Source organism: Sphingomonas sp. (assembly GCF_017745215.1).
Classification (GTDB): domain Bacteria; phylum Pseudomonadota; class Alphaproteobacteria; order Sphingomonadales; family Sphingomonadaceae; genus Sphingomonas.
In genome coordinates, this window is record NZ_JAGHZV010000013.1 from 75,091 (window position 1) to 94,574 (window position 19,484).

21 protein-coding genes are annotated in these 19,484 nt (G+C 67.3%); 10 read left to right on the top strand and 11 right to left on the bottom strand.

The window, feature by feature from the left end:
- The first annotated feature begins 62 nt into the window (after positions 1–62).
- Positions 63–920 (top strand): alpha/beta hydrolase, encoded by an 858-nt coding sequence (locus J7495_RS13885; RefSeq protein WP_294057205.1) that lies wholly within the window; start codon positions 63–65, stop codon positions 918–920.
- 114 nt (positions 921–1,034) lie between these two features.
- Here J7495_RS13885 and J7495_RS13890 read toward each other — a convergent pair whose 3' ends face one another.
- The 4 genes from J7495_RS13890 to J7495_RS13905 are packed head-to-tail and all read right to left on the bottom strand — an operon-like array spanning position 1,035 to position 4,459.
- Positions 1,035–1,964: a bifunctional riboflavin kinase/FAD synthetase gene (locus tag J7495_RS13890; RefSeq protein WP_294057207.1), complete on the bottom strand. Its 930-nt coding sequence runs from the start codon at positions 1,962–1,964 to the stop codon at positions 1,035–1,037.
- 43 nt (positions 1,965–2,007) lie between these two features.
- A complete protein-coding gene (locus J7495_RS13895; protein WP_294057208.1) occupies positions 2,008–3,180 on the bottom strand; it encodes a dipeptidase in 1,173 nt (390 codons plus the stop codon).
- Entirely contained in the window at positions 3,177–3,656 is a 480-nt protein-coding gene (locus J7495_RS13900; RefSeq protein WP_294057306.1) for a dihydrofolate reductase, read from the bottom strand. Before J7495_RS13900 ends, J7495_RS13895 begins: the two co-directional genes overlap by 4 nt.
- An 8-nt stretch (positions 3,657–3,664) precedes the next feature.
- Entirely contained in the window at positions 3,665–4,459 is a 795-nt protein-coding gene (locus J7495_RS13905) for a thymidylate synthase (RefSeq protein WP_294057210.1), read from the bottom strand.
- A 122-nt stretch (positions 4,460–4,581) separates the two neighbouring features.
- Here J7495_RS13905 and J7495_RS13910 point away from each other — a divergent pair, with 122 nt between their 5' ends.
- Positions 4,582–4,983, top strand: coding sequence for a JAB domain-containing protein (locus J7495_RS13910; protein WP_294057211.1), 402 nt, complete (start codon positions 4,582–4,584; stop codon positions 4,981–4,983).
- Between the two features lie 141 nt (positions 4,984–5,124).
- Here the strand turns inward: J7495_RS13910 and J7495_RS13915 are convergent, their stop codons facing one another.
- From J7495_RS13915 to J7495_RS13925, 3 genes are all read right to left on the bottom strand, one after another.
- On the bottom strand, positions 5,125–5,610 hold the full coding sequence (locus J7495_RS13915) for a hypothetical protein (RefSeq protein WP_294057212.1): 486 nt from the start codon (positions 5,608–5,610) through the stop codon (positions 5,125–5,127).
- A 52-nt stretch (positions 5,611–5,662) separates the two neighbouring features.
- The gene (locus J7495_RS13920; RefSeq protein ID WP_294057215.1) at positions 5,663–6,289 is read right to left on the bottom strand and encodes a TRIC cation channel family protein; all 627 of its coding nucleotides are present in this window, start codon (positions 6,287–6,289) and stop codon (positions 5,663–5,665) included.
- Positions 6,290–6,352: 63 nt separating this feature from the next.
- Complete coding sequence (locus J7495_RS13925) at positions 6,353–7,090, bottom strand: alpha/beta hydrolase (protein WP_294057217.1); 738 nt, start codon at positions 7,088–7,090, stop codon at positions 6,353–6,355.
- Between the two features lie 103 nt (positions 7,091–7,193).
- Here J7495_RS13925 and phhA point away from each other — a divergent pair, with 103 nt between their 5' ends.
- Together phhA and J7495_RS13935 are read left to right on the top strand one after the other, a co-directional pair.
- On the top strand, positions 7,194–8,060 hold the full coding sequence (phhA, locus tag J7495_RS13930; protein WP_294057219.1) for a phenylalanine 4-monooxygenase: 867 nt from the start codon (positions 7,194–7,196) through the stop codon (positions 8,058–8,060).
- A complete protein-coding gene (locus J7495_RS13935; RefSeq protein WP_294057220.1) occupies positions 8,057–8,584 on the top strand; it encodes a DUF6882 domain-containing protein in 528 nt (175 codons plus the stop codon). Before phhA ends, J7495_RS13935 begins: the two co-directional genes overlap by 4 nt.
- 6 nt (positions 8,585–8,590) lie before the next feature.
- Here the strand turns inward: J7495_RS13935 and J7495_RS13940 are convergent, their stop codons facing one another.
- Positions 8,591–9,568 carry a 50S ribosomal protein L11 methyltransferase gene (locus tag J7495_RS13940; protein WP_294057222.1) on the bottom strand — a complete coding sequence of 326 codons (978 nt, stop codon included), beginning with the start codon at positions 9,566–9,568 and terminating at the stop codon, positions 8,591–8,593.
- A 124-nt stretch (positions 9,569–9,692) separates the two neighbouring features.
- Between J7495_RS13940 and J7495_RS13945 the strand changes: the two genes are divergently transcribed.
- Entirely contained in the window at positions 9,693–10,676 is a 984-nt protein-coding gene (locus tag J7495_RS13945) for a hypothetical protein (protein ID WP_294057224.1), read from the top strand.
- A gap of 25 nt (positions 10,677–10,701) precedes the next feature.
- Here the strand turns inward: J7495_RS13945 and J7495_RS13950 are convergent, their stop codons facing one another.
- From J7495_RS13950 to J7495_RS13960, 3 genes are read right to left on the bottom strand one after another with little or no spacing between them, the layout of a single operon-like run.
- A complete protein-coding gene (locus J7495_RS13950; RefSeq protein ID WP_294057225.1) occupies positions 10,702–11,406 on the bottom strand; it encodes an SDR family oxidoreductase in 705 nt (234 codons plus the stop codon).
- Positions 11,407–11,451: 45 nt separating this feature from the next.
- Positions 11,452–12,810: a methyl-accepting chemotaxis protein gene (locus J7495_RS13955; RefSeq protein ID WP_294057226.1), complete on the bottom strand. Its 1,359-nt coding sequence runs from the start codon at positions 12,808–12,810 to the stop codon at positions 11,452–11,454.
- An 11-nt stretch (positions 12,811–12,821) separates the two neighbouring features.
- Positions 12,822–14,189, bottom strand: coding sequence for a methyl-accepting chemotaxis protein (locus J7495_RS13960; RefSeq protein WP_294057228.1), 1,368 nt, complete (start codon positions 14,187–14,189; stop codon positions 12,822–12,824).
- A 385-nt stretch (positions 14,190–14,574) separates the two neighbouring features.
- Between J7495_RS13960 and sdhC the strand changes: the two genes are divergently transcribed.
- The 5 genes from sdhC to J7495_RS13985 all read left to right on the top strand — a co-directional run bounded on the left by sdhC (position 14,575) and on the right by J7495_RS13985 (position 19,408).
- On the top strand, positions 14,575–14,997 hold the full coding sequence (sdhC, locus tag J7495_RS13965) for a succinate dehydrogenase, cytochrome b556 subunit (RefSeq protein ID WP_294057229.1): 423 nt from the start codon (positions 14,575–14,577) through the stop codon (positions 14,995–14,997).
- Positions 14,990–15,376 carry a succinate dehydrogenase, hydrophobic membrane anchor protein gene (gene sdhD, locus J7495_RS13970; RefSeq protein ID WP_294057230.1) on the top strand — a complete coding sequence of 129 codons (387 nt, stop codon included), beginning with the start codon at positions 14,990–14,992 and terminating at the stop codon, positions 15,374–15,376. Before sdhC ends, sdhD begins: the two co-directional genes overlap by 8 nt.
- A gap of 10 nt (positions 15,377–15,386) precedes the next feature.
- On the top strand, positions 15,387–17,189 hold the full coding sequence (gene sdhA, locus J7495_RS13975; protein WP_294057232.1) for a succinate dehydrogenase flavoprotein subunit: 1,803 nt from the start codon (positions 15,387–15,389) through the stop codon (positions 17,187–17,189).
- 119 nt (positions 17,190–17,308) lie between these two features.
- Entirely contained in the window at positions 17,309–18,496 is a 1,188-nt protein-coding gene (locus J7495_RS13980; protein WP_294057233.1) for a hypothetical protein, read from the top strand.
- A gap of 87 nt (positions 18,497–18,583) precedes the next feature.
- Positions 18,584–19,408 carry a glycoside hydrolase gene (locus J7495_RS13985; protein WP_294057234.1) on the top strand — a complete coding sequence of 275 codons (825 nt, stop codon included), beginning with the start codon at positions 18,584–18,586 and terminating at the stop codon, positions 19,406–19,408.
- Positions 19,409–19,484 lie beyond the last annotated feature (76 nt).

Here is a 19,484-nt window from a genome sequence, read left to right on the forward strand (position 1 = left end):
GTCGCAGTCGCCATGCCGAGGCAAGTCCGGGATGACGGCTCGAACAAGACGGGAGGGGACCCATGAAAGCCTGGTTCGCGGCGCTGCTGCTCGCATTCGCACCCCAGGCCTCGGCGCCCGAGCGCGTGCCGCTCTGGCCGGGCGGCGCGCCCGGCTCGGAGGCGCATCGCGGCGAGGCCGAAGTCGCGCAGGATTATTGGGTCAACAACATCCACGATCCCTCTGTCACCATCTATCGCCCCGAGCCGGGCAAGGCCAACGGCACCGCGGTGGTGATCGCGCCCGGCGGCGGGCACCGGCTGCTGGTCATCACCGCCGAGGGCGAGGCGCCAGCGAAATACTTCACCAAGCTCGGCGTCACCGCCTTCGTCCTCCGCTACCGCCTCGCGCGGCAGGAAGGCTCGACCTATACGATCGAAGGCACCGCCAGGGGCGATACGCTGCGCGCGATGCGGCTCGTCCGCGCGCGGGCGAAGGACTTCGGGATCGACCCCGACAAACTCGGGCTGATGGGCTTTTCGGCGGGCGGCGAGCTCGTCTCGATGGTCGCCAACGCCGATGCCGCGACGCTCGACGGCAAGCCCGGCGCGGCCGATCCGATCGAGCGGGTGAGTGCGCGGCCCGATTTCCAGATCCTCGTCTACCCGGGCCCGCTCGGCATCCCGCCGGTGATCCCGAAGACTGCGCCCCAGGCCTTCCTGGTGGCGGCGAGCGACGACGAATGCTGCTCGGCGCCCGTGCTCGAGCTGGTCGGCAAACTGCGTGCGGCAGGCGTGCCCAACGAAGTCCACCTCTTCGCGCGCGGCGGCCATGCGTTCAACATGGGCGTGGGCCGCACCGAGCGGCCCGGGCTCAAATACTGGCCCAACCGGCTGACCGACTGGCTGGTCGATTCAGGGCTGGTGCCGCCGCAGCCTTGAGGTTTGACCGAACCAACCGTCATCCCGGCCAAAGCCGGGACCCAGGATCAAAGAAGACATCGCTCGTGGCCCTGGGTCCCGGCTTTCGCCGGGATGACGATTAAGGGAAGGCGGTCATGCTTCAGCGAGCCGCTTGCGTGCTTCGGCCGCGTCGAGGTCCATCTGCGCCTTGAGCGCGTCGAGGCTGTCGAACCTGGCTTCGGCGCGGAGATAGTCGACCAGCGCGACTTCGATCGCCTGGCCGTAGAGATCGCCGTCGAAGTCGAAGAAATAGCTCTCGAGCAGCTCGACCGGCGGATCGAAGCTCGGGCGGATGCCGAGGTTCGCGACCCCGTCGAGCACGCGCCCGTCGGCGAGCCGCCCGCGCACCGCATAGATGCCATAGGCCGGGCGGAGATATTTGCCGATGCTCAGGTTCGCCGTCGGGAAGCCGAGCTCGCGACCCAGCTTGGCGCCGTGCTCGACCACGCCCTCGATCGCGAAGGGCCGAGTGAGCAGCCGCGCCGCTCCGCGCGGATGGCCCTGCTGGAGCAGCGCGCGGATGCGCGTGGAGGACACGGTTTCGCCGTCGAGCGCCACCGGCGGCACCACTTCGGCTTCGAAGCCCAGCGACCGGCCCAGCTCGGCGAGCGTCGCGACGTCGCCGCTACGGCCCCTGCCGAAGGTGAAGTCGCCGCCGGTCACCACCCCCGCGGCGCCGATCGCGCCGGCCAGCCGGTCGCGGGCGAAGGCTTCGGCGCTCAGCGCGGCGAGCTCGGCGTCGAAGTGGAAGACGAGCATCGCATCGGCACCCGCCGTCTCGATCAGCCGCGCGCGCTGCTCCATGGTGGTGAGGCGGAACCAGTCGCTGTCGGGGCGGAAATAGCGTTTGGGGTGCGGGTCGAAGGTCGCGACGATCGCCGGGCGACCGGCGGCGTGCGCCCGCTCGACGGCGCGGCCCACCACGGCCTGATGCCCCAGGTGAAACCCGTCGAAATTGCCCAGCGCGACGATGCCGCCGCGCAGCCCGCTCGGAACCGCCGAGCCGCCGTCCAGCCGCTCCATGGGCTGCGCCTATAGGGGCGGACGACGCGGAAGCAAATCCCGCTCAGGGCCCCGGCACGATGCCCGCGCGGATCACGCGGAGGACGTTGCCACCCATCACCTTGCGGATGTCCTCGGGGGTGAAGCCGCGGTCGACCAGCGCCTGGGTGACTTCGACGAGCATCGACGCGTCGATCCCCGTGGTCACCGCGCCGTCGAAGTCCGAGCCGAGCCCGACATGGTCGATCCCCACCAGGTCGCGGACATAAGCGATCGCCTTTGCCACATCCGCCGGCCTGGTCGAGCAGATCGCGCCGTCCCAATAGCCGATGCCGATCACCCCGCCGGTGCGGGCGATGCCGCGGATCTCGTCGTCGGTGAGGTTGCGGTTGACCTTGCACGTCGCCTGCACCCCGCCATGGCTCGACACCACCGGCCGTCGCGCGCCCTTCAATATCTCGGCGACGGTCTGGTGGCTGTCGTGCGCCACGTCGACGATCATGCCGAGCTTCTCCATCCGCGCGAGCACCTGGCGGCCGAGCGGCGTGAGCCCGCCCTTGTTCACCCCGTGCATCGAGCCGGCGACGTCGTTGTCGAAGAAATGCGCGAAGCCCGCCATGCGGAAGCCCGCGTCGTGGAGCCGGTCGAGGTTGTCGAGCTTGCCCTCGAGGTCCTGCAGCCCTTCGATCGAGAGCATGCCGCCGACCACCTGCTTGCCCGCGGCGCGATCGGCGAGCAGCTTGTCGAGGTCGGCGGCGGTGAGGATCACGCGCAGCTTGCCGTCCGAATTCGCCGCAGCGCGCTTGAGCTTCTCGGCATGCCACAGCGAGCGCTCGAGCAGCGAGGTCCAGGTCCGCGGCGGCTGGAGCTGGGCGAAGGCCAGCAGCGTGATGTTGTCGGTGTCGCCAGTGTTGGCGTCGTAATTCTGGTGCTTGGGCGTCTTGGTGACCGAGGAGAAGACCTGGAGCGCGACGTTGCCCTGGACCAGCCGCGGCAGATCGACCTGGCCCTGGTGCGAGGCGGCGAGCAGGCTGCGAGACCACAGCAGCGTGTCGGCATGCATGTCGGCGATCTCGAGGCTCGCGTGGAGCTTGCGTGTCGCGTCGCTCACCTTGGGGTGCTCGGTCGGCTCGACCTTGTTCATGCCCCGCTCGACGATGCCGGGTGCCAGCCAGAAGAAGCCGACCGCGGCGAGCACCAGCACCGCGCCGAGGCCCGTCAGCAATTTCCTGATCATCGCATCCGCTCCAGCGTGACGAAGCTGTAGGCGGGGCGCCCCGCTTCGCTCTCATGATCCTCGCGCGCCGTCTCGCGCCATTCTGCGGGCACGAACGGCGGCACCACCGCATCGCCCTCGGCCGCGACATGGACTTCGGTGAGCTCGACGCGGTCGACCAGGCCGGCGAACAGCGCGAACACCTCCGCCCCGCCGATCACCGCGACTTGCGGAGCGTCCGCGATCGCCACCGCTTCCTCGGGGCTGTGGGCGACTTCGGCGCCCTCGGCGTGCCAGGCCCGGTCGCGCGTCAGCACGATGTGGCGGCGGCCGGGCAGCGGGCCGGGGAAGCTCTCGAAGGTCTTGCGGCCCATCACCATCGGCTTGCCCATCGTCTGCGCCTTGAAGCGCTTGAGGTCGGCCGGGAGGTGCCAGGGGAGCTTGCCGTCGCTCCCGATCACGCCATTGTCCGCGCGAGCGAGATGGAAGCTGATCACGGACACGCTCAGACCGCCACCGGCGCCTTGATGTGCGGCTGGGCCTCGTAGCCGTGGATCACCAAGTCCTCATAATCGTAGCTGTCGATCGACGCCGCCTTGCGGAGGATCTCGAGCCGGGGGAGCGGGCCCGGCGTGCGGCCCAGCTGCTCGCGCGCCTGGTCGAGGTGGTTCGAATAGAGGTGGCAGTCGCCGCCGGTCCAGATGAACTCGCCGGGCTCGAGTCCCGCCTGCTCGGCGAGCAGGTGCGTGAGCAGCGCATAGCTCGCGATGTTGAACGGCACGCCGAGGAAGATGTCGGCCGAGCGCTGGTAGAGCTGGAGGCTGAGGCGGCCGTCGGCGACATGGCATTGGAACAGGCAGTGGCACGGCGCCAGCGCCATCGCGTGGAGGTCGCCGGGGTTCCAGGCCGAGACGATCATCCGGCGCGAGGCGGGGTTGGTCTTGAGCGTCTCGATCAGCTCGGCGATCTGGTCGATGCGGCGGCCGTCGGCGGCTTCCCAGTCGCGCCACTGCTTGCCGTAGACCGGGCCGAGCTCGCCGTCCTCGGCCGCCCATTCGTCCCAGATGCTCACCTTGCGGTCCTGCAGCCAGCGGACGTTGGTGTCGCCGCGCAGGAACCAGAGCAGTTCGATGATGATCGAGCGCAGATGCAGCTTCTTGGTGGTGAGCAGCGGAAAGCCCTCGGCCAGGTCGAAGCGCATCTGATGGCCGAACACGCTGAGCGTGCCGGTGCCGGTGCGGTCCATCGTCGGGCTGCCCTGGTCGAGCGCGCGGGCCATCAGGTCGAGATACTGGCGCATGCCCTAGCCTAGCGATGCGGCGCGGCGCCGCCAAGCGCATTGCCTCCAAAGCGGACCTCGGTGCCTCCAAAGCGAACGCGGTAGCGCTTCGGCTGCACGGCTGCACCGTGCATGCCCCGGCGATGGGTTGGTCGGCGTTGCTCCAAAGTCTCGATCGTCTCGCCGACAGCGCCGAGGCCAGCGCGCTGTTCGCGCCGCTCGCCGAGGAAGAGGCCGAAGTCGCCGCCTTCGTCTTCCTGGACGCAGAGCATCGCGTGCTCGGCATGCGCGAGGAACGTGCCGGCTATCGCGACCGGTTCGACGTGCCGGTGCGCGACGTGGTGGCGGACGTGCTCCGGCTCGACGCGCGCGGCGTGGTGATGGCGCACAACCATCCGAGCGGCAACGCAACTCCCAGCAACGCCGATCGCGAAGCGACCCGGCTGCTCGCGCGTGCGCTCGATCCGCTGGGGGTGCGGCTGCTCGACCATCTCGTCGTCGCGCGCAGCGGCGTCACCAGCTTCCGCGCGCTGGGGCTGCTGTAGCGACTCGAAAAGTCACAAGAGTCACGACCCGTCGCCGGGATTTTGCGCCTTGCTTCCAGATTTCAAAGAGCGGCCGGAGCGTCCCGGCGCACCCAGCCAAGCAGGCGGAATCCTACATTGCAAGCCGGCCTTCGGGACGAGTCAGTCGACCCGCGTGTAGCGGGTGGTGCGCGCGAAGGCCTGGTTGGCAGAGCTGTCGATCGCGTCATAGGCGTCGCCCCCGACGCGCAGCCAGCGCGTGGCGATCGTCACCTTGTCGGCGCCGTCGCCATAGTCCGAGCTGCCGAAGTCGAGCCCGCCTTCGATCGGGCGGACATGGCCCTGGCCGATCACCTTGCCGACGCTCGAATAAGTGAAGGCGATCGCGCCGGCGGCCGCGTCCCAGCGGTAGAGCGTGTCGCCCGAATAGACGGGCTTGCCGGCCCGCAGCACGTCATGATGGTCGGTGACGCTGTCAGCTCCGGCGCGGAAGCAATGGACGTCGGCCTCGCCGGTGGGCAGCGTGCCGCGCCAGCAATGGCCGACGAGGAAGTCGAGCGGGGCGAGCCTCTCGTCGACATGGCTACGGTCCTGCCGGGCGTCAGGCGCAACGGTGAAGAGCAAGGCAGCGACGGCAAGACGAAGCACGGCAGGTTCCTCCCCGCCCGAGTCGATAAGCTTGGTTGAATGATCAATCAAGTCACTTGCGATAGGTCGGCAGCCCGAGCTTCCAGTGGATCGCCGCGGCGCGGAGCGCGAAGCCGGCGATGGCGGCGACCAGCCCGGCGAGGAACACCGGCAGCCCCGCGAGCGTCAGCCCGACCTGGAGCAGCGAGGCGAGCGCGGCCGCGGTGACGTAGAGCTCGGGGCGCATCAGGATCGAAGGCTCGCCGGCGAGCATGTCGCGGATGATCCCGCCGGCGCAGGCGGTGACGACGCCCATCACCATCGCCGGCACCGGCGGGACGCCATAGCCGAGCGACTTGGCGGCGCCGAACGCGGCATAGGCAGCGAGCCCGGCGGCATCGAGCCAGTCGAAGGCGGGGCCGCGCCACCAGGCGGCGGGCGTCGTCCAGATGATCCCCGCGACCGCGAGGCAGAGCGCCGCGACGGTGGAATTATGCACCCAGAAGACCGGCGCGCCGATCAGCAGGTCGCGAACCGTGCCGCCGCCGACGCCGGTGACGAGCGCGAAGAAGGCCGCAGTGACGAAGGTCTGCTGGTGCCGCGCCGCCGCGAGCGCGCCGGTGGCGGCGAAGACGGCGATCCCGAACAGGTCGAGCCAGGGCAGGATCGGGCCGATGCGGGCAGCGACTTCGGCGGGCATGACGCCCATCTGGGGGCGACGCGGGTTCGCGTCAAACCCGCGCCGCCCGCGCGGCAGCGCCCGCTAGTGCGTCGTCGCCTGCCCGGCCAGCGTCTCGGCGACGGCCATCAGCACGTCCGGATGCATCTGCACCCAGAAGTGGCTCGACTCGATTTCGATGCCGCGCGCATGCTCGTTGCGGCAGATGAGTCCGTTCACCATTCCGTCGCTGCGGCTCCAGATCGCGGTGGCGGGCACCGCAAGCGGCGAGGCGGCTTCCTGCTGGAACGCCGTCACCGACTCATCGGTGATCTTCTCGCCGGTCAGCAGCTCGAACAGCCGCCACACGTTGGTCGAAGTCGGCGGGCCCGCATAGGGCGAGCTGATCGTGATCACTTCGCGGACCAGCTCGGGCCGGCGCCGCGCCATCACCCGGCCCATGATTCCGCCGAGCGAGATGCCGACCAGCGTCACCGGCTCGCCGGCCTCCGCTGCGATCGCTTCGATCCGCGCGACCAGATGCTCTGCGTCGCGGCCGATCGTGCGTACGCCGAGGTTGGCGCCGAGCCCCCAGCCATAGGCGCGATAGCCCCAGCGCCGCAGCAGCCGGTGCATCACGAAATAGGCGCCGTCGGAATCGACGATGCCCGGCAGCACCAGCACCGGCCGCCCGTCGCCGCGCGGCGCCGCCTTGAGCTGCGGCCAGGCGAGCAGCAGCGCGAGCCCGTTGCGCACCGCGCGCGGGCATTCGGCGGCCATCGCGAGCTTGTTGGGCGGCATGTCGGCCGAGCGGGCGGCGAGCAGGTTCATGGGCCTAGGCATCCCTCGAATCGCACCATATGTCCACGTCGTCTCAACGCAGCCGCGCCACGACAGGTCCGCTCCGGTCGTATCATTTGAAACTTTATCATGCTAGGACGCGACCATGGCCGACACGCATGTCCTGAACGCACCGCCCCCCGAAGCTGCGCCCGACTGGACCGTCCCGCAGAATTGGGCGCATTACACGCCCGAGGAGCATGAAACCTGGGACATCCTCGCTGCGCGTCAGGCGAAATTGCTCCCCGGCCGGGCGAGCAAGGCGTGGCTTGCCGGGCTCGACGCGCTCAAGCTTTCCGAGCGCGGCATTCCCAATTTCGAGGAGCTGTCCGAGCGGCTGATGAAGCTCACCGGCTGGCAGGTGGTCGCAGTACCCGGGCTGGTCCCCGACGAGGTGTTCTTCGACCATATGGCCAACCGCCGCTTCGTCGCGGGCAATTTCATCCGCCGGCGCGACCAGCTCGACTATATCCAGGAGCCCGACGTCTTCCACGACGTGTTTGGCCATGTCCCGATGCTCGCCGACCCGGTGTTCGCCGACTATGCCGCCGCCTATGGCCGCGGCGGGATGCGCGCGCTCGAGCTGGGGGCATTGAAGCAACTCTCGCGGCTCTACTGGTACACGGTCGAGTTCGGGCTGATCGAGGAGCCCGAGGGGCTGCGCATCTACGGCTCGGGCATCGTCTCGAGCAAGGCCGAGAGCATCTTCGCGCTCGAGGACCCGAGCCCCAACCGCATCGGCTTCGACCTGAAGCGGGTGATGCGCACCGACTATCGGATCGACGACTTCCAGCAGAACTACTTCGTCATCCCGAGCTTCGACGAGCTGCTCCGCGTCACGCTCGAGACCGACTTCGCGCCGCTCTACGCCGAGATCCTCGCGCAACCCGACATCCCGATCGCCGAGATCCTGCCGACCGACCGCGTGATCACGCGCGGCACGCAGGACTATGCCCGACGTCGCGACGCATGAAGTTCCTCGACAAGCTGTTTGGTGGCAGCAAGCGGGAACCAGCCGTCGACACCCCTGCCTCGGAAGACGCCGACATCGACGCCGTATTCGAACGGGCGGCCGAAGAACTTAGCTTGAAGACCAGTATCGCTGTCGAAACCTGGGGGCTCGGCTCCGGCGGTGACTATTCGGTCGATCTGGAGGCCGGCATTATCCGCTTCAACAACGATCGCGGCTGGCAGATCAGCGCGCCCGTGCAGGTGATCGGCACCTATAACAGCCAGGACGGAAGCTGGCTCTGGGGTTGGGATCATCCCTCGGTGCCTGCCCCCGTTTCCAAACACGCAGCACTGGTCCGCGACTTCGGTGCGAGGCATGGGCTGGAAGTCCTCACGACCCGCAAGGTCGCCGTCGAGGAAGCTGACGCGTGGAACTTTACGGCGTTGGCATGTCATCTTGCTTGCGCTCAAGGCGCCTATCGAGGGCCCACCGGCACCACCCTGGTCTTCATGACCTTCGATGGCGTCACGATCAGCAAGGCCTGAGTCGGCTCACCAGCTCCCGAACCCCGGCCGCTCGCCGAGGCCATGCGGGCCGGGGCGGGTGACGCGGGCGGCGCCGTAGCGCGGGCGCTTGACGAGGCGGAGCGTCGGCCAGTCGCCGCGGCGGGCGTCCGCCACCAGACGCAGGCCCTGGCGGCGATAGGCACGCGCCACTGACTCGGCCTGGTTGCCCAGCAGCCCCGCAAGGATCAGCGTGCCGCCTTCGGCCAGCGCCGCGGCGATGCTCGGGGCGAGTTCGATCAGCGGCCCGGCAAGGATGTTGGCGATGACCAGGTCATAAGGCGCGCGGCGCACGATCAGCGCCGAATCGAGCCCCGCCGCCACCGCCAGCGCAAGATGCCCCGGCGCCTCGCCAAGCGACACACCATTGAAGGCGGCATTCTCCGCCGTCACGTCGATCGAGCGCGGATCGATGTCCGACGCGGTTGCCTGCGCGGTCGGCCAGAGATGCATCGCCGCGAAGGCGAGCAGCCCGGTGCCGGTGCCGACGTCGAGCAGATTGTGGAAGCGCGCGCCGCTCGCCTTGAGCCGGTCGAGCGCGACCAGGCAGCCGGAGGTCGTCTCGTGCGTGCCGGTGCCGAAGGCGAGGCCCGCGTCGATGCGGAACACCGTCGCGCCGGCGGGCGGCGTGCCCTTGTTGGTCGCGGTGTGGACGTAGAAGCGGCCGGCGTGGACGGGCTCGATCCCCGCCTGGCTGAGCGTCACCCAATCGGCGTCGCGGATGCGCTCGGCCGTGAGGCGGCGCCCCTTCGCGCTCGGCACCAGCGACTGGACCGCGGCGATCGCGCCGCTGTTGGGCTTGCTTTCGAAATAGGCCTCGACCTGCCAGCTCGACGGATCATCGGGCACGCGCTCGCTGGTCATCAGCACGGGCAGCGGATCGATCGCGAGAAGCGCCACATCCTCGACGTCGAGCGACTCGGCCTCGGCGCGAGTGCAGGGGAGCGTGACTTTCCAGCTTGCCATCCGCGCCCGATAGCGCGGTCGACGACGGTCCGCCAGAAGCTCGATATCGGCGCGGATTTCGGATTTACTTGCGCTTGCATTTCGACGCTATTCTTCGGCGAGGAACCGAACGGGGGACTATAGGATGAAGACGGTGCCGACATCGGGCATGCTGATCGTCGTCCTCGCATCGTTGCTGGCGCTGCTTGCCTCGCCGGCGATCGCCCAAGGGAACGATGATTTCGGATTCGGCGCCGCCACCGAACCCTCCGAATATGAAGCCGCGATCAAGCGCGTCGAAGAAGTCGCCGACATCAACAGCGAAAAGGAAACGGCGAAAATATCGGATGTGAAGGACCTGTTCCAGCGACTTCAGCGCGTGAACCAGGCACTTGGCGAGCTCAACAGCAATTCGGAGAGCATCTCCAGCGGCGCCGCCGACGACGAGAACGCATTGCAGCTCGACGCCCGGATCGACGAGGTGCGCAATTCGGTGGCGACGATCGACTGCGGCAATCTCTCCACGACGGCCACGCGGTTTCGGTTGCTGGACTTGCCGCCCGCCATCCGGAGCAGAGCCGCCAACCCGCAGACCTGCGCCGCGCTGAAGCTCGAAATCGCGAGGATGCGCACGGGCGACGCCAATTATGTCGAGATCAAGCGCCATGCCGATCGCGAAATCAAGGCCGCCAGCGACAAGTTGAAGCAGTTCGCCGCGCTCAAGGATCGCGTGGTCAAGGTCGCCGAGAAGCTCAAGCAGAGCCGGGCCGCGCTCAACAGCCAGATCGACAGCCGCCTCCGCAACATCAATTCGGTGAGTTCGCTGCCTTGGGTGGTCGCGGCGATCTGCCTATTCTGCCTCGCGATCATGTATGTCGTGAAGCAGTTCGAGACCGAGATCCAGATCGAATGGGTGTCCACGGGACAAGCGACCCAGTTCGTGACCATCATCCTCCTGCTCAGCGTGATCACGATGCTCGCCGTGAACGACCGCATCGGCGAGAATACGCTCGGCACGCTGCTGGGCGGCGTCGCGGGCTATGTCCTCGCGCAGGGCGTCGGCCGATCGACCGCGCGACAGGCGGAGCGGCAGTTGATCGCGGCGAGCCAATCGTCCGGGACCGGCTGATTCGCCGCCCGGCGGGGCGGAGACCTCAACGGACGTAGCTGGCGCCGTTCACGTCCAGCACCGCGCCGGTCATCGAAGGGGGTGCCTCGAGTGCGCAGAAGCGCGCGATGGCGGCGACTTCCTCGGGATCGGCGACGCGCCCGAGCGGGATATCGGCGAGCAGCTTCTCGCCGCCTCGGCTGGCGAGATAATCCTCGGCCATGCCGGTCATGGTGAAGCCGGGGCAGATCGCGAAGGCGAGGATGCCTTGCGCGGCATAGCCCCGCGCGATCGTCTTGGTCATCGCGACCATGCCGGCCTTGGACGCGGCATAATGCCAATGCGCCGGGCTGTCGCCGCGATAGGCGGCGCGGCTGGCGACGTTGACGAGGCGGCCGGGGCGCCCTTCGGCCTGCCAGTGGTGGACGGCCAGGCGGCTCAGCTCGGCGGCGGCAGTGAGGTTGATCCGCATCGTGCGCTCCCAGGCCGCGAGCCAGTCGGCATCGTCGAGGTCGAGCGGGGCGGCCTCGAACACGCCGGCGTTGTTGACGAGCACGTCGATCCGGCCGTCGAGCGCGGCGAGTGCGCGCGCCCACAGGTCCTTCGCGGCGCCGGGTTGCGAGAGATCGGCGGCGAGGCCGCTCGCTGTGCCATGGCCGGCGACGCGTGCGCCGGCGGCGTCGAGCGTCGCGGCGATCGCGGCGCCGATGCCGCGGCTGCTGCCGGTGACGAGGATATGGGCGGGGGTCATCCGCCGCGCCCTAGCGAACTCCTCCCGCGGGCGAAAGCAGCCCGATCAGGCCGCGACGCTGCTCGACAGATTCTCGGTCGCTTCGCGCAGGCGGTGGAGCCGGTCGTCGACTTCGGCGACGTCGCGCTGGAGCGTGTCGATCTCGCTGGTCACCGACTTGGTGTCCTCGCGGATCGCGCCGATCGTCGCCGACATCGAATCCGCCGCGAGCGCGGTCTCGTCGACCGCCGCGGTGATCGCGGTCACCGTCTGCGCCTGGACTTCCATCGCCGTGCGGATGCGGTTGGCGCTTTCCTGGACTTCCGAGACGGTGGTGCGGATCGAGGCATTGGTCTCGACCGTGGTCTTGGTCGCCGACTGGATCGAGGCGATCTTCGACGCAATGTCGTCGGTCGCGCGCGCGGTCTGGTTGGCGAGGCTCTTCACTTCCTGCGCCACGACTGCGAAGCCGCGGCCGGCGTCGCCGGCGCGCGCCGCCTCGATCGTCGCATTGAGCGCGAGGAGGTTGGTCTGGCCGGCGATGTCGCGGATCAGCCCGAGGATCGATTCGATCGACTTGGCATGGTCCGACAGCGCCTCGGACATCGTCACCGCGGCACCCGCCTGGCTGGCGGCGCGCGTCGCGATGTCGGCCGAAGCCTCGACTTCCAGCCGCGCATCCTCGATCGCGCGGATCAGTCCCGCCGCGGTCGACGCCGCTTCGCGCATCGCCACCGCCGACTGCTCCGCCGCCGCGGCGACTTCGCTCGCCTTGCCCAGCATCCCGCGCGCCGAGCTCGACGCGCCCTGCGCCTGGACGCGGATGCGGTTGCCGAGCGCAGTGGCGATCTCGATCGATTCGGCGATCGCGCCGCGATAATGCTCGGACCGCTCGCTGCGTTCGCTGCGCTCGTCGCGCGACTCGGGCGCGATGTACCAGGCCATCAGGTCGGCCTCGAGCAGCGCGAGCCGCTGGACCACGTCGCACAGCCGCGCGAGCTTCTCGGGATCGTGGCCGACGCGTTCCTGGAGGATGCGCATCTCGACGCTATGGGCATAGGAGAAGGAGACGAGCATCGCCGGCAGCGGCACATGTGCGTTATGCCCCCCCTCGGCCTGGCGGAAGCTCCAGTCCATCCAGGCGTCGTCGAACGGCGCTTCGTACTTGGTGCGCGTATAGGCCATGCTGCGCTCGATCTGCTCCTCGAGGCGCGGGCCTTCGAGATAGGCGGCGAGGCGCTGCGCGGCGGGCAGCGACAGGAAATGGCGCCAGAAGGCCTCGGCGATCTCGCGATAATGGTCGCGGAAGACCTCGGCGATCTCGGCGCACGACGCGGCGATCTGGCCGTCCCAGTCGAATTCCTTGAGCTGCTCGGCGATGGGCTTCGAACGTTCCGCCCCTCCCGCCTTCCCCTGACGTGCCATCCAATTCTCTCCTATGCCGCGACCTTCGCGATGAAGTCGCTTGCACTACCCTTAAGACTGCCGAGCTCGGCATCGAGCGCGGTGAATCCCTGGCCGACGCGGTCGATCTCGCTGGCGACGGCTTCGGTGTCCTCGCGGATCGCGCCGATCGTCGCCGACATCGAATCCGCCGCGAGCGCCGTCTCGTCGACCGCCGCAGTGATCGCGGTCACCGTCTGCGCCTGGACTTCCATCGCGGCGCGGATGCGGTTGGCGCTCTCCTGCACTTCCGAGACGGTGGTGCGGATCGACGCGTTGGTCTCGACCGTGGTCTTGGTCGCCGACTGGATCGAGGCGATCTTGGCGGCGATATCGTCGGTCGCGCGCGCGGTCTGGTTGGCGAGGGACTTCACTTCCTGCGCGACCACCGCGAAGCCGCGGCCCGCGTCGCCAGCGCGCGCCGCCTCGATCGTGGCGTTGAGCGCGAGGAGGTTGGTCTGGCCGGCAATGTCGCGGATCAGGCCGAGGATCGATTCGATCGACTTGGCATGGTCCGACAGCGCCTCGGACATCGTCACCGCCGCGCCCGCCTGGCCGGCGGCGCGCGTCGCGATGTCGGCCGAGGCCTCGACTTCCATCCGGGCGTCCTCGATCGCGCGGATGAGGCCCGCCGCGGTCGACGCGGCCTCGCGCATCGCCACCGCCGACTGTTCGGCGGCCGCAGCGACTTCCGAGGCCTTGCCGAGCATGCCGCGCGCCGCCGCCGAGGTGTGGATCGCCTGGACGCGCAGCTGCTCGCCTTCGCGCGAGGCGCGCTGGACGGTGCTGCCGATCGAGTCGCGGAACTGCGTCGCGAGCCGGTCGCGGTCGGCCTGGGCGTTGTATTCGCGATAGAGGTTGTAGAGCTCGACGGTGATGTCGCCCTCGAGCGCCGAGAGCCGCATCAGCGTGTCGATCAGCGTCGCGAGCTTGGGGCTGTCCGAGCCCAGCCGGCGCATCAGCACTTCGAGCGCGGCGCGGTCGCTCGCGCTGATCATCGAGAGCAGCGCCATCGGCGGCACGTTCTCGGAGTAAGCGGCAGCGACCGAGCGCTCGATCGACTCGACCCAGGCGGTGCCCGAGGTGTCGAGGAAGCGGTTGCGCAGGAACACCACGCCGACGTCGACCATCTTCTCGGTCTCGGCCGGAGCCCAGTTGCGCTGATCGGCGAAGCAGCGGAGCCACTGCTGCCAGTAAGCGTCCGCGATCGCGCGGATCTCGGGCTCGAGCACGTCCCACGCCTCGCGGCTCGAATGCATCAGCGAGCCGTCGAAATCGAAGATCCGCAGGCGTGAGCGGATGTCGATCTCGGCCGCCATGGCGCCGGGGGCGGGAAGATGCTTGGTCAAGGTCGCGCTCATCGATGTTCGAGTCCCCCACCGGGCAGGCGAGCCCAACCCGATTTGCGACGACGCTAGTCCGCAACTGGTTAAGGGCGAGTTAGGGGGCGGCAACCGGACGGCACGGGATCAGGCGTGTTGTTCGCGCAATACAGTTTACACGATTGACACCAACCATGCGAAAAAATCCCGTTCGGGATGCGCGAACGCGCGCGGCCCTCGATGGGCGCTGTGGCGGCTCGACGATGCGAAAGAGCGGCAGCCACGCTCGCGCCCCAACTCCTATTTTGCAACCCGCGGACCGGCACGCCCCGCAAGCCGCCCCGGGACCCGCACGCGCTGCGCTGCACTTGCATCCCGTGCGCTGGGCTCTAATGAAGCCCGCGACGACCCGAAAGGAACGCCCTTGGCCAGCCCCGACAAACCCGATCGCCCGATTTCGCCGCACCTGACGGCGTATAAATGGGGCCCGCACATGGCAGTCTCGATCATCCACCGCGCCACCGGCACGGTGATGGGCACGATCGGCGCGCTGGTCTTCACCTGGTGGCTGGTCTCGCTCGCCGCCGGCCCGGCGATGTACGGCGAGTTCCTCGACGTGTTTACCTACCAGTCGGGCAAGCTCAACGTCGTCGGCTGGGTGTTCGGCATCGGCTTCAGCTGGACGCTGTTCCAGCACATGGGCTCGGGCGTGCGCCACTTCTTCCTCGACGAGGGCGCGAACTTCGAGCTGAAGGGCAACAAGGCCAGCTCGATCGCCGCCTTCGTCTTCGGCATCGTCGCCACGCTGGCGTTCTGGATCCTGCTCTGGGAGAAGCTCAATGGGTAACGGCACCCCGATCGGCCAGGTCCGCGGGCTCGGTTCCGCCAAGGAAGGCGCGCACCATTGGTGGCAGCAGCGGCTGACCGCCGGCGCCAACCTCGTCCTCATGCTGTGGTTCGTGATCAGCGTCGCGCTGCTCCCGGCCTATGACTATGCCACGATCGCCGCCTGGCTCTCGTCGCCGCTCGCCGCGGTGCCGCTGATCCTGCTGGTCGGCACCGTCTGCTACCATATCCGCCTGGGCCTCCAGGTCGTGATCGAGGATTACCAGCACGACGAGACGCGCATCGTGATGATCGTGCTGCTCAACTTCTTCACGATCGCGATCGCGGTCACCGCGCTCTTCTCGATCCTCAAGATCGCCCTCACCTCGACTCCTGCCTGAGGCCCAGCCCATGCCCGCTGCGTACAAGATCATCGACCACAGCTACGACGCCGTCGTCGTGGGTGCCGGCGGCTCGGGGCTGCGCGCCACGATGGGGATCGCCGAAGCGGGGCTGAAGACCGCGTGCATCACCAAGGTGTTCCCCACCCGCAGCCACACCGTGGCGGCGCAGGGGGGCATCGCCGCGAGCCTGGGCAACAATTCGCCCGATCATTGGTCGTGGCACATGTTCGACACGGTCAAGGGCTCGGACTGGCTCGGCGACCAGGACGCGATCGAGTACATGGTCCGCGAGGCGCCCGCGGCGGTCTATGAGCTCGAGCACGCCGGCGTGCCGTTCAGCCGCAACGACAACGGCACCATCTACCAGCGCCCGTTCGGCGGGCACATGCAGAACATGGGCGAGGGCCCGCCGGTGCAGCGCACCTGCGCCGCGGCCGACCGCACCGGCCATGCGATGCTCCACGCGCTCTACCAGCAGAGCCTGCGCTATTCGGCCGATTTCTTCGTCGAATATTTCGCGCTCGACCTGATCATGGAGAACGGAGCCTGCCGGGGCGTGATCGCGCTGTGCATGGAGGACGGCTCGATCCACCGCTTCCGCAGCCATGCGGTGGTGCTGGCGACCGGCGGCGGCGGGCGCGTCTACCAGTCGGCGACCTCGGCGCACACCTGCACCGGCGACGGCAACGGCATGGCGCTGCGCGCCGGCCTGGCGCTGCAGGACATGGAGTTCGTCCAGTTCCACCCGACCGGCATCTACGGCGCGGGCGTGCTGATCACCGAAGGCGCGCGCGGCGAGGGCGGCTATCTCACCAACTCCGAGGGCGAGCGCTTCATGGAGCGCTATGCCCCCTCCGCCAAGGACCTCGCCAGCCGTGACGTCGTCGCGCGCTCGATGGCGATGGAGATCCGCGAGGGCCGCGGCGTGGGCAAGGAGAAGGACCATATCTTCCTTCACTTGAACCACATCGACCCGAAGATCCTGCACGAGCGCCTGCCCGGCATCACCGAGACCGGCAAGATCTTCGCCGGCGTCGACCTGACCCGCCAGCCGCTGCCGGTGGTGCCGACGGTGCACTACAACATGGGCGGCATCCCGACCAACTACCACGGCGAAGTCGTCCAGCTGAAGGACGGCAATCCGGACGCGGTCGTCCCCGGGCTGTTTGCGGTGGGCGAGGCGGCCTGCGTCTCGGTCCACGGCGCCAACCGCCTGGGCTCCAACTCGCTGATCGACCTGGTGGTGTTCGGCCGCGCGACCGGCCTGCGGCTCAAGGAGACGCTCAAGCCCAGCACGCCGCACGCGCCGCTGCCCGCGGGCTCGGAGGAGATGGCGCTGACCCGGCTCGACTTCTTCCGCAACGCCAACAAGACCGAGCCGACCGCCGAGATCCGCAAGGACATGCAGAAGACGATGCAGAAGCACTGCGCCGTCTTCCGCGACAGCGCGCTGCTCACCGAGGGCTATCAGCACATGAAGTCGGTCTACGCCGCGATGCGCGACGTGAAGGTGACCGACCGCTCGCTGATCTGGAACACCGACCTCGTCGAGACGCTCGAGCTCGACAACCTGCTCGGCCAGGCGATGGTGACGATCGCGAGCGCCGAGAACCGCAAGGAAAGCCGCGGCGCACACATGCACGAGGACTTCCCCGAGCGCGACGACAAGACCTGGATGAAGCACACCATCGCGACCTGCGAGGGCTGGGGCGGCAAGGGCGGCGAGGTCAGGATCGACTACCGCCCGGTCCACGACTACACGCTCACCGACGAGATCGAGTACATCAAGCCGAAGAAGCGGGTGTATTGAACGTCGGGATCGAGACCTTTTCGCCATAGATACTTGAGCCCACAGCATCTGCTTTCTACGAGCAATTGCGTTTGGGGATTGCATTGCTATGCTCCGGCCCAAGAGGGGGAGGCCGGGGGATGAGCCTAGCAAGTTGGCTTCATAAGTCGCCATATTGGCTTCGTTTTTTGCTGCTTGCATGTGCCGCGACCGGCATCAACATGCTTGGCTTGGCTTTGACCCAATGGTTGAGCTGGTCTCTTCTATTCTTCGACATGATCGGAACGGCTGTCGCCAGCCTGCTGGGTGGCGCCGTCGCCGGTATGCTCGTGGCTCTTGCAAGCGGAGCTTTGGGCAGCCTCCTGGCCCACGACCCCACCTACCTTGTGTATGGATATGTCAACATCATCGGGGCGCTCGTGTGGGCGGTCCTGCCGAGAACCGGGCGGCCGATATTTGGCTGCTACGTCTTCAATCTGGGAGACGGAGCGACTTATCGCAGGGCATTCTTCAATATCATGGTTCTCGGTATAGTCGCCGGACTCGCGACATCCTTGGCGGCGTGGACGATAACCGTATTCGTTCTACCGGCGTCAGGGGACAACCTATCCTTCGGAGCCAATACCGCGGCGGGAACGAACAATAGGGTGCTTACGGCGGCCCTGATCGGGATCACTCATGCCGATACGGGTATAGTCCAGAAGATGGTTATCCTGTTATCTTCTTCTATAACGAATATCCCAGATAAAATTATTGCTACCGCGAGCGCCGTATTGATCATAATATCCTATAAAACACTCCCTAACTACAAAAGACAAAAAATCACGATCAGGTCAAATTCGACTCCTATTGGAGCAACAATTGTCTCGAATAGATTTTTGTTTTTGGCCATTTGCGCCGGCCAGGCGGTTTTATTTGTTTATGTTATACGCAGACTCACCGGATGGGATCATCATACCGGAGTGATGGCACTACTTAGCGCCATCGTCGCCATACTGATTCTCGCTGACCCCGTATATTTCAGATCGGTTGACAGAGATCTTTCGGTATCTCCCGAAATATGCGAATTATTCTATGAAATCCCTCAATCATTTCATATGGGTCACCACAAAGCGGTATTTGAGGATATTCTCAAGCTCATGGCCGTTTCGGTGTCGGGCGCGAGTTTCATCATCGCCATCAGTAGCGGATCCGCCTGCGTGCCCGAGACAATGGAGAGCTTCGTGCGCTGCGGACCGTTGTACGAACTTGCCGCGGTAAACGCTCTGATTGTGACTGGATTCCGATATATGTGCGTGGTGTTCATGCGCGTGAGCAACAGGAATTAAGAAATCCTGTTCAAGATGCTCCTATCCGCGACAATCTCGGACATGATGATACGATATCTCTTTGCAATTCTGTTCGTCCTTGGTCCGGTGAGGGTTGATGAAGCGATCACGCCGCCGCCCCCGGCGCTCGGCCTCGATCCCTTCTACGCCAAATATCTCTCCGCCGGGGGCATCCCCGTGGTCGCCTCGGCGAAGGTGCCCGACAGGGCGTTGCGCATCACCGGCGAGATCATCGACGCGATGCTCGAGCACCGGCCCGACCTGCGCGCGGCGCTGGTGGCGATGCACCTGCGCGTCGGCGTGATGGCGCCCGACGAGACCACCACCGACCTGCCCGAACAGCGCGACTGGAAGAAGCCGCCGCGCGACGCGCCGCAGCTCACCTTCTGCGAGCGGAAGCATTACGACGAGCGGATCGGCCGCCTCACCGACCGGCAATATTGGGATGCCCGCGCCCGCGGCATGGCCGGGCTCTACACCACCGCCGCGACCGAGAACCTGCTCGGCGACCGCTCCTCGCGCTATTATGGCGAGAACATCTTCGTCCACGAGTTCGCGCACGACGTGCTGATGGCGATCCGCCAGGCCGACCCCGCGCTCTCGGCCGATGTCGACCGCGCCTATGCCGAAGCCGTGCGCGCGGGGCGCTGGAAGGGCGAATATGCCGGCCTCAACGTCGACGAATATTGGGCCGAAGGCTCGCAGACCTGGTTCAACTCCAACTATCTCGCGGTGATGGACGGCGTGGAAGTGCTCTCCGACGACGATCTGCGGCGCTACGATGCCGGGCTCTACGCGGCGCTCGCCCGCGCTTACGGCACGAACCATCACATTGCGGCGGACGCCTTCTACCAGCACCCCGCGCGCGTGCCGCCCGGGCCGATCCCCAAGAACACCGCTGAGGTCTGCTAGCCTGACTCCCCTCCCTGGAAGCGAGGGGAACAAGGGTCCCGCAATCGGACCGCGAGCGTTCCATCCGGGTTGACTC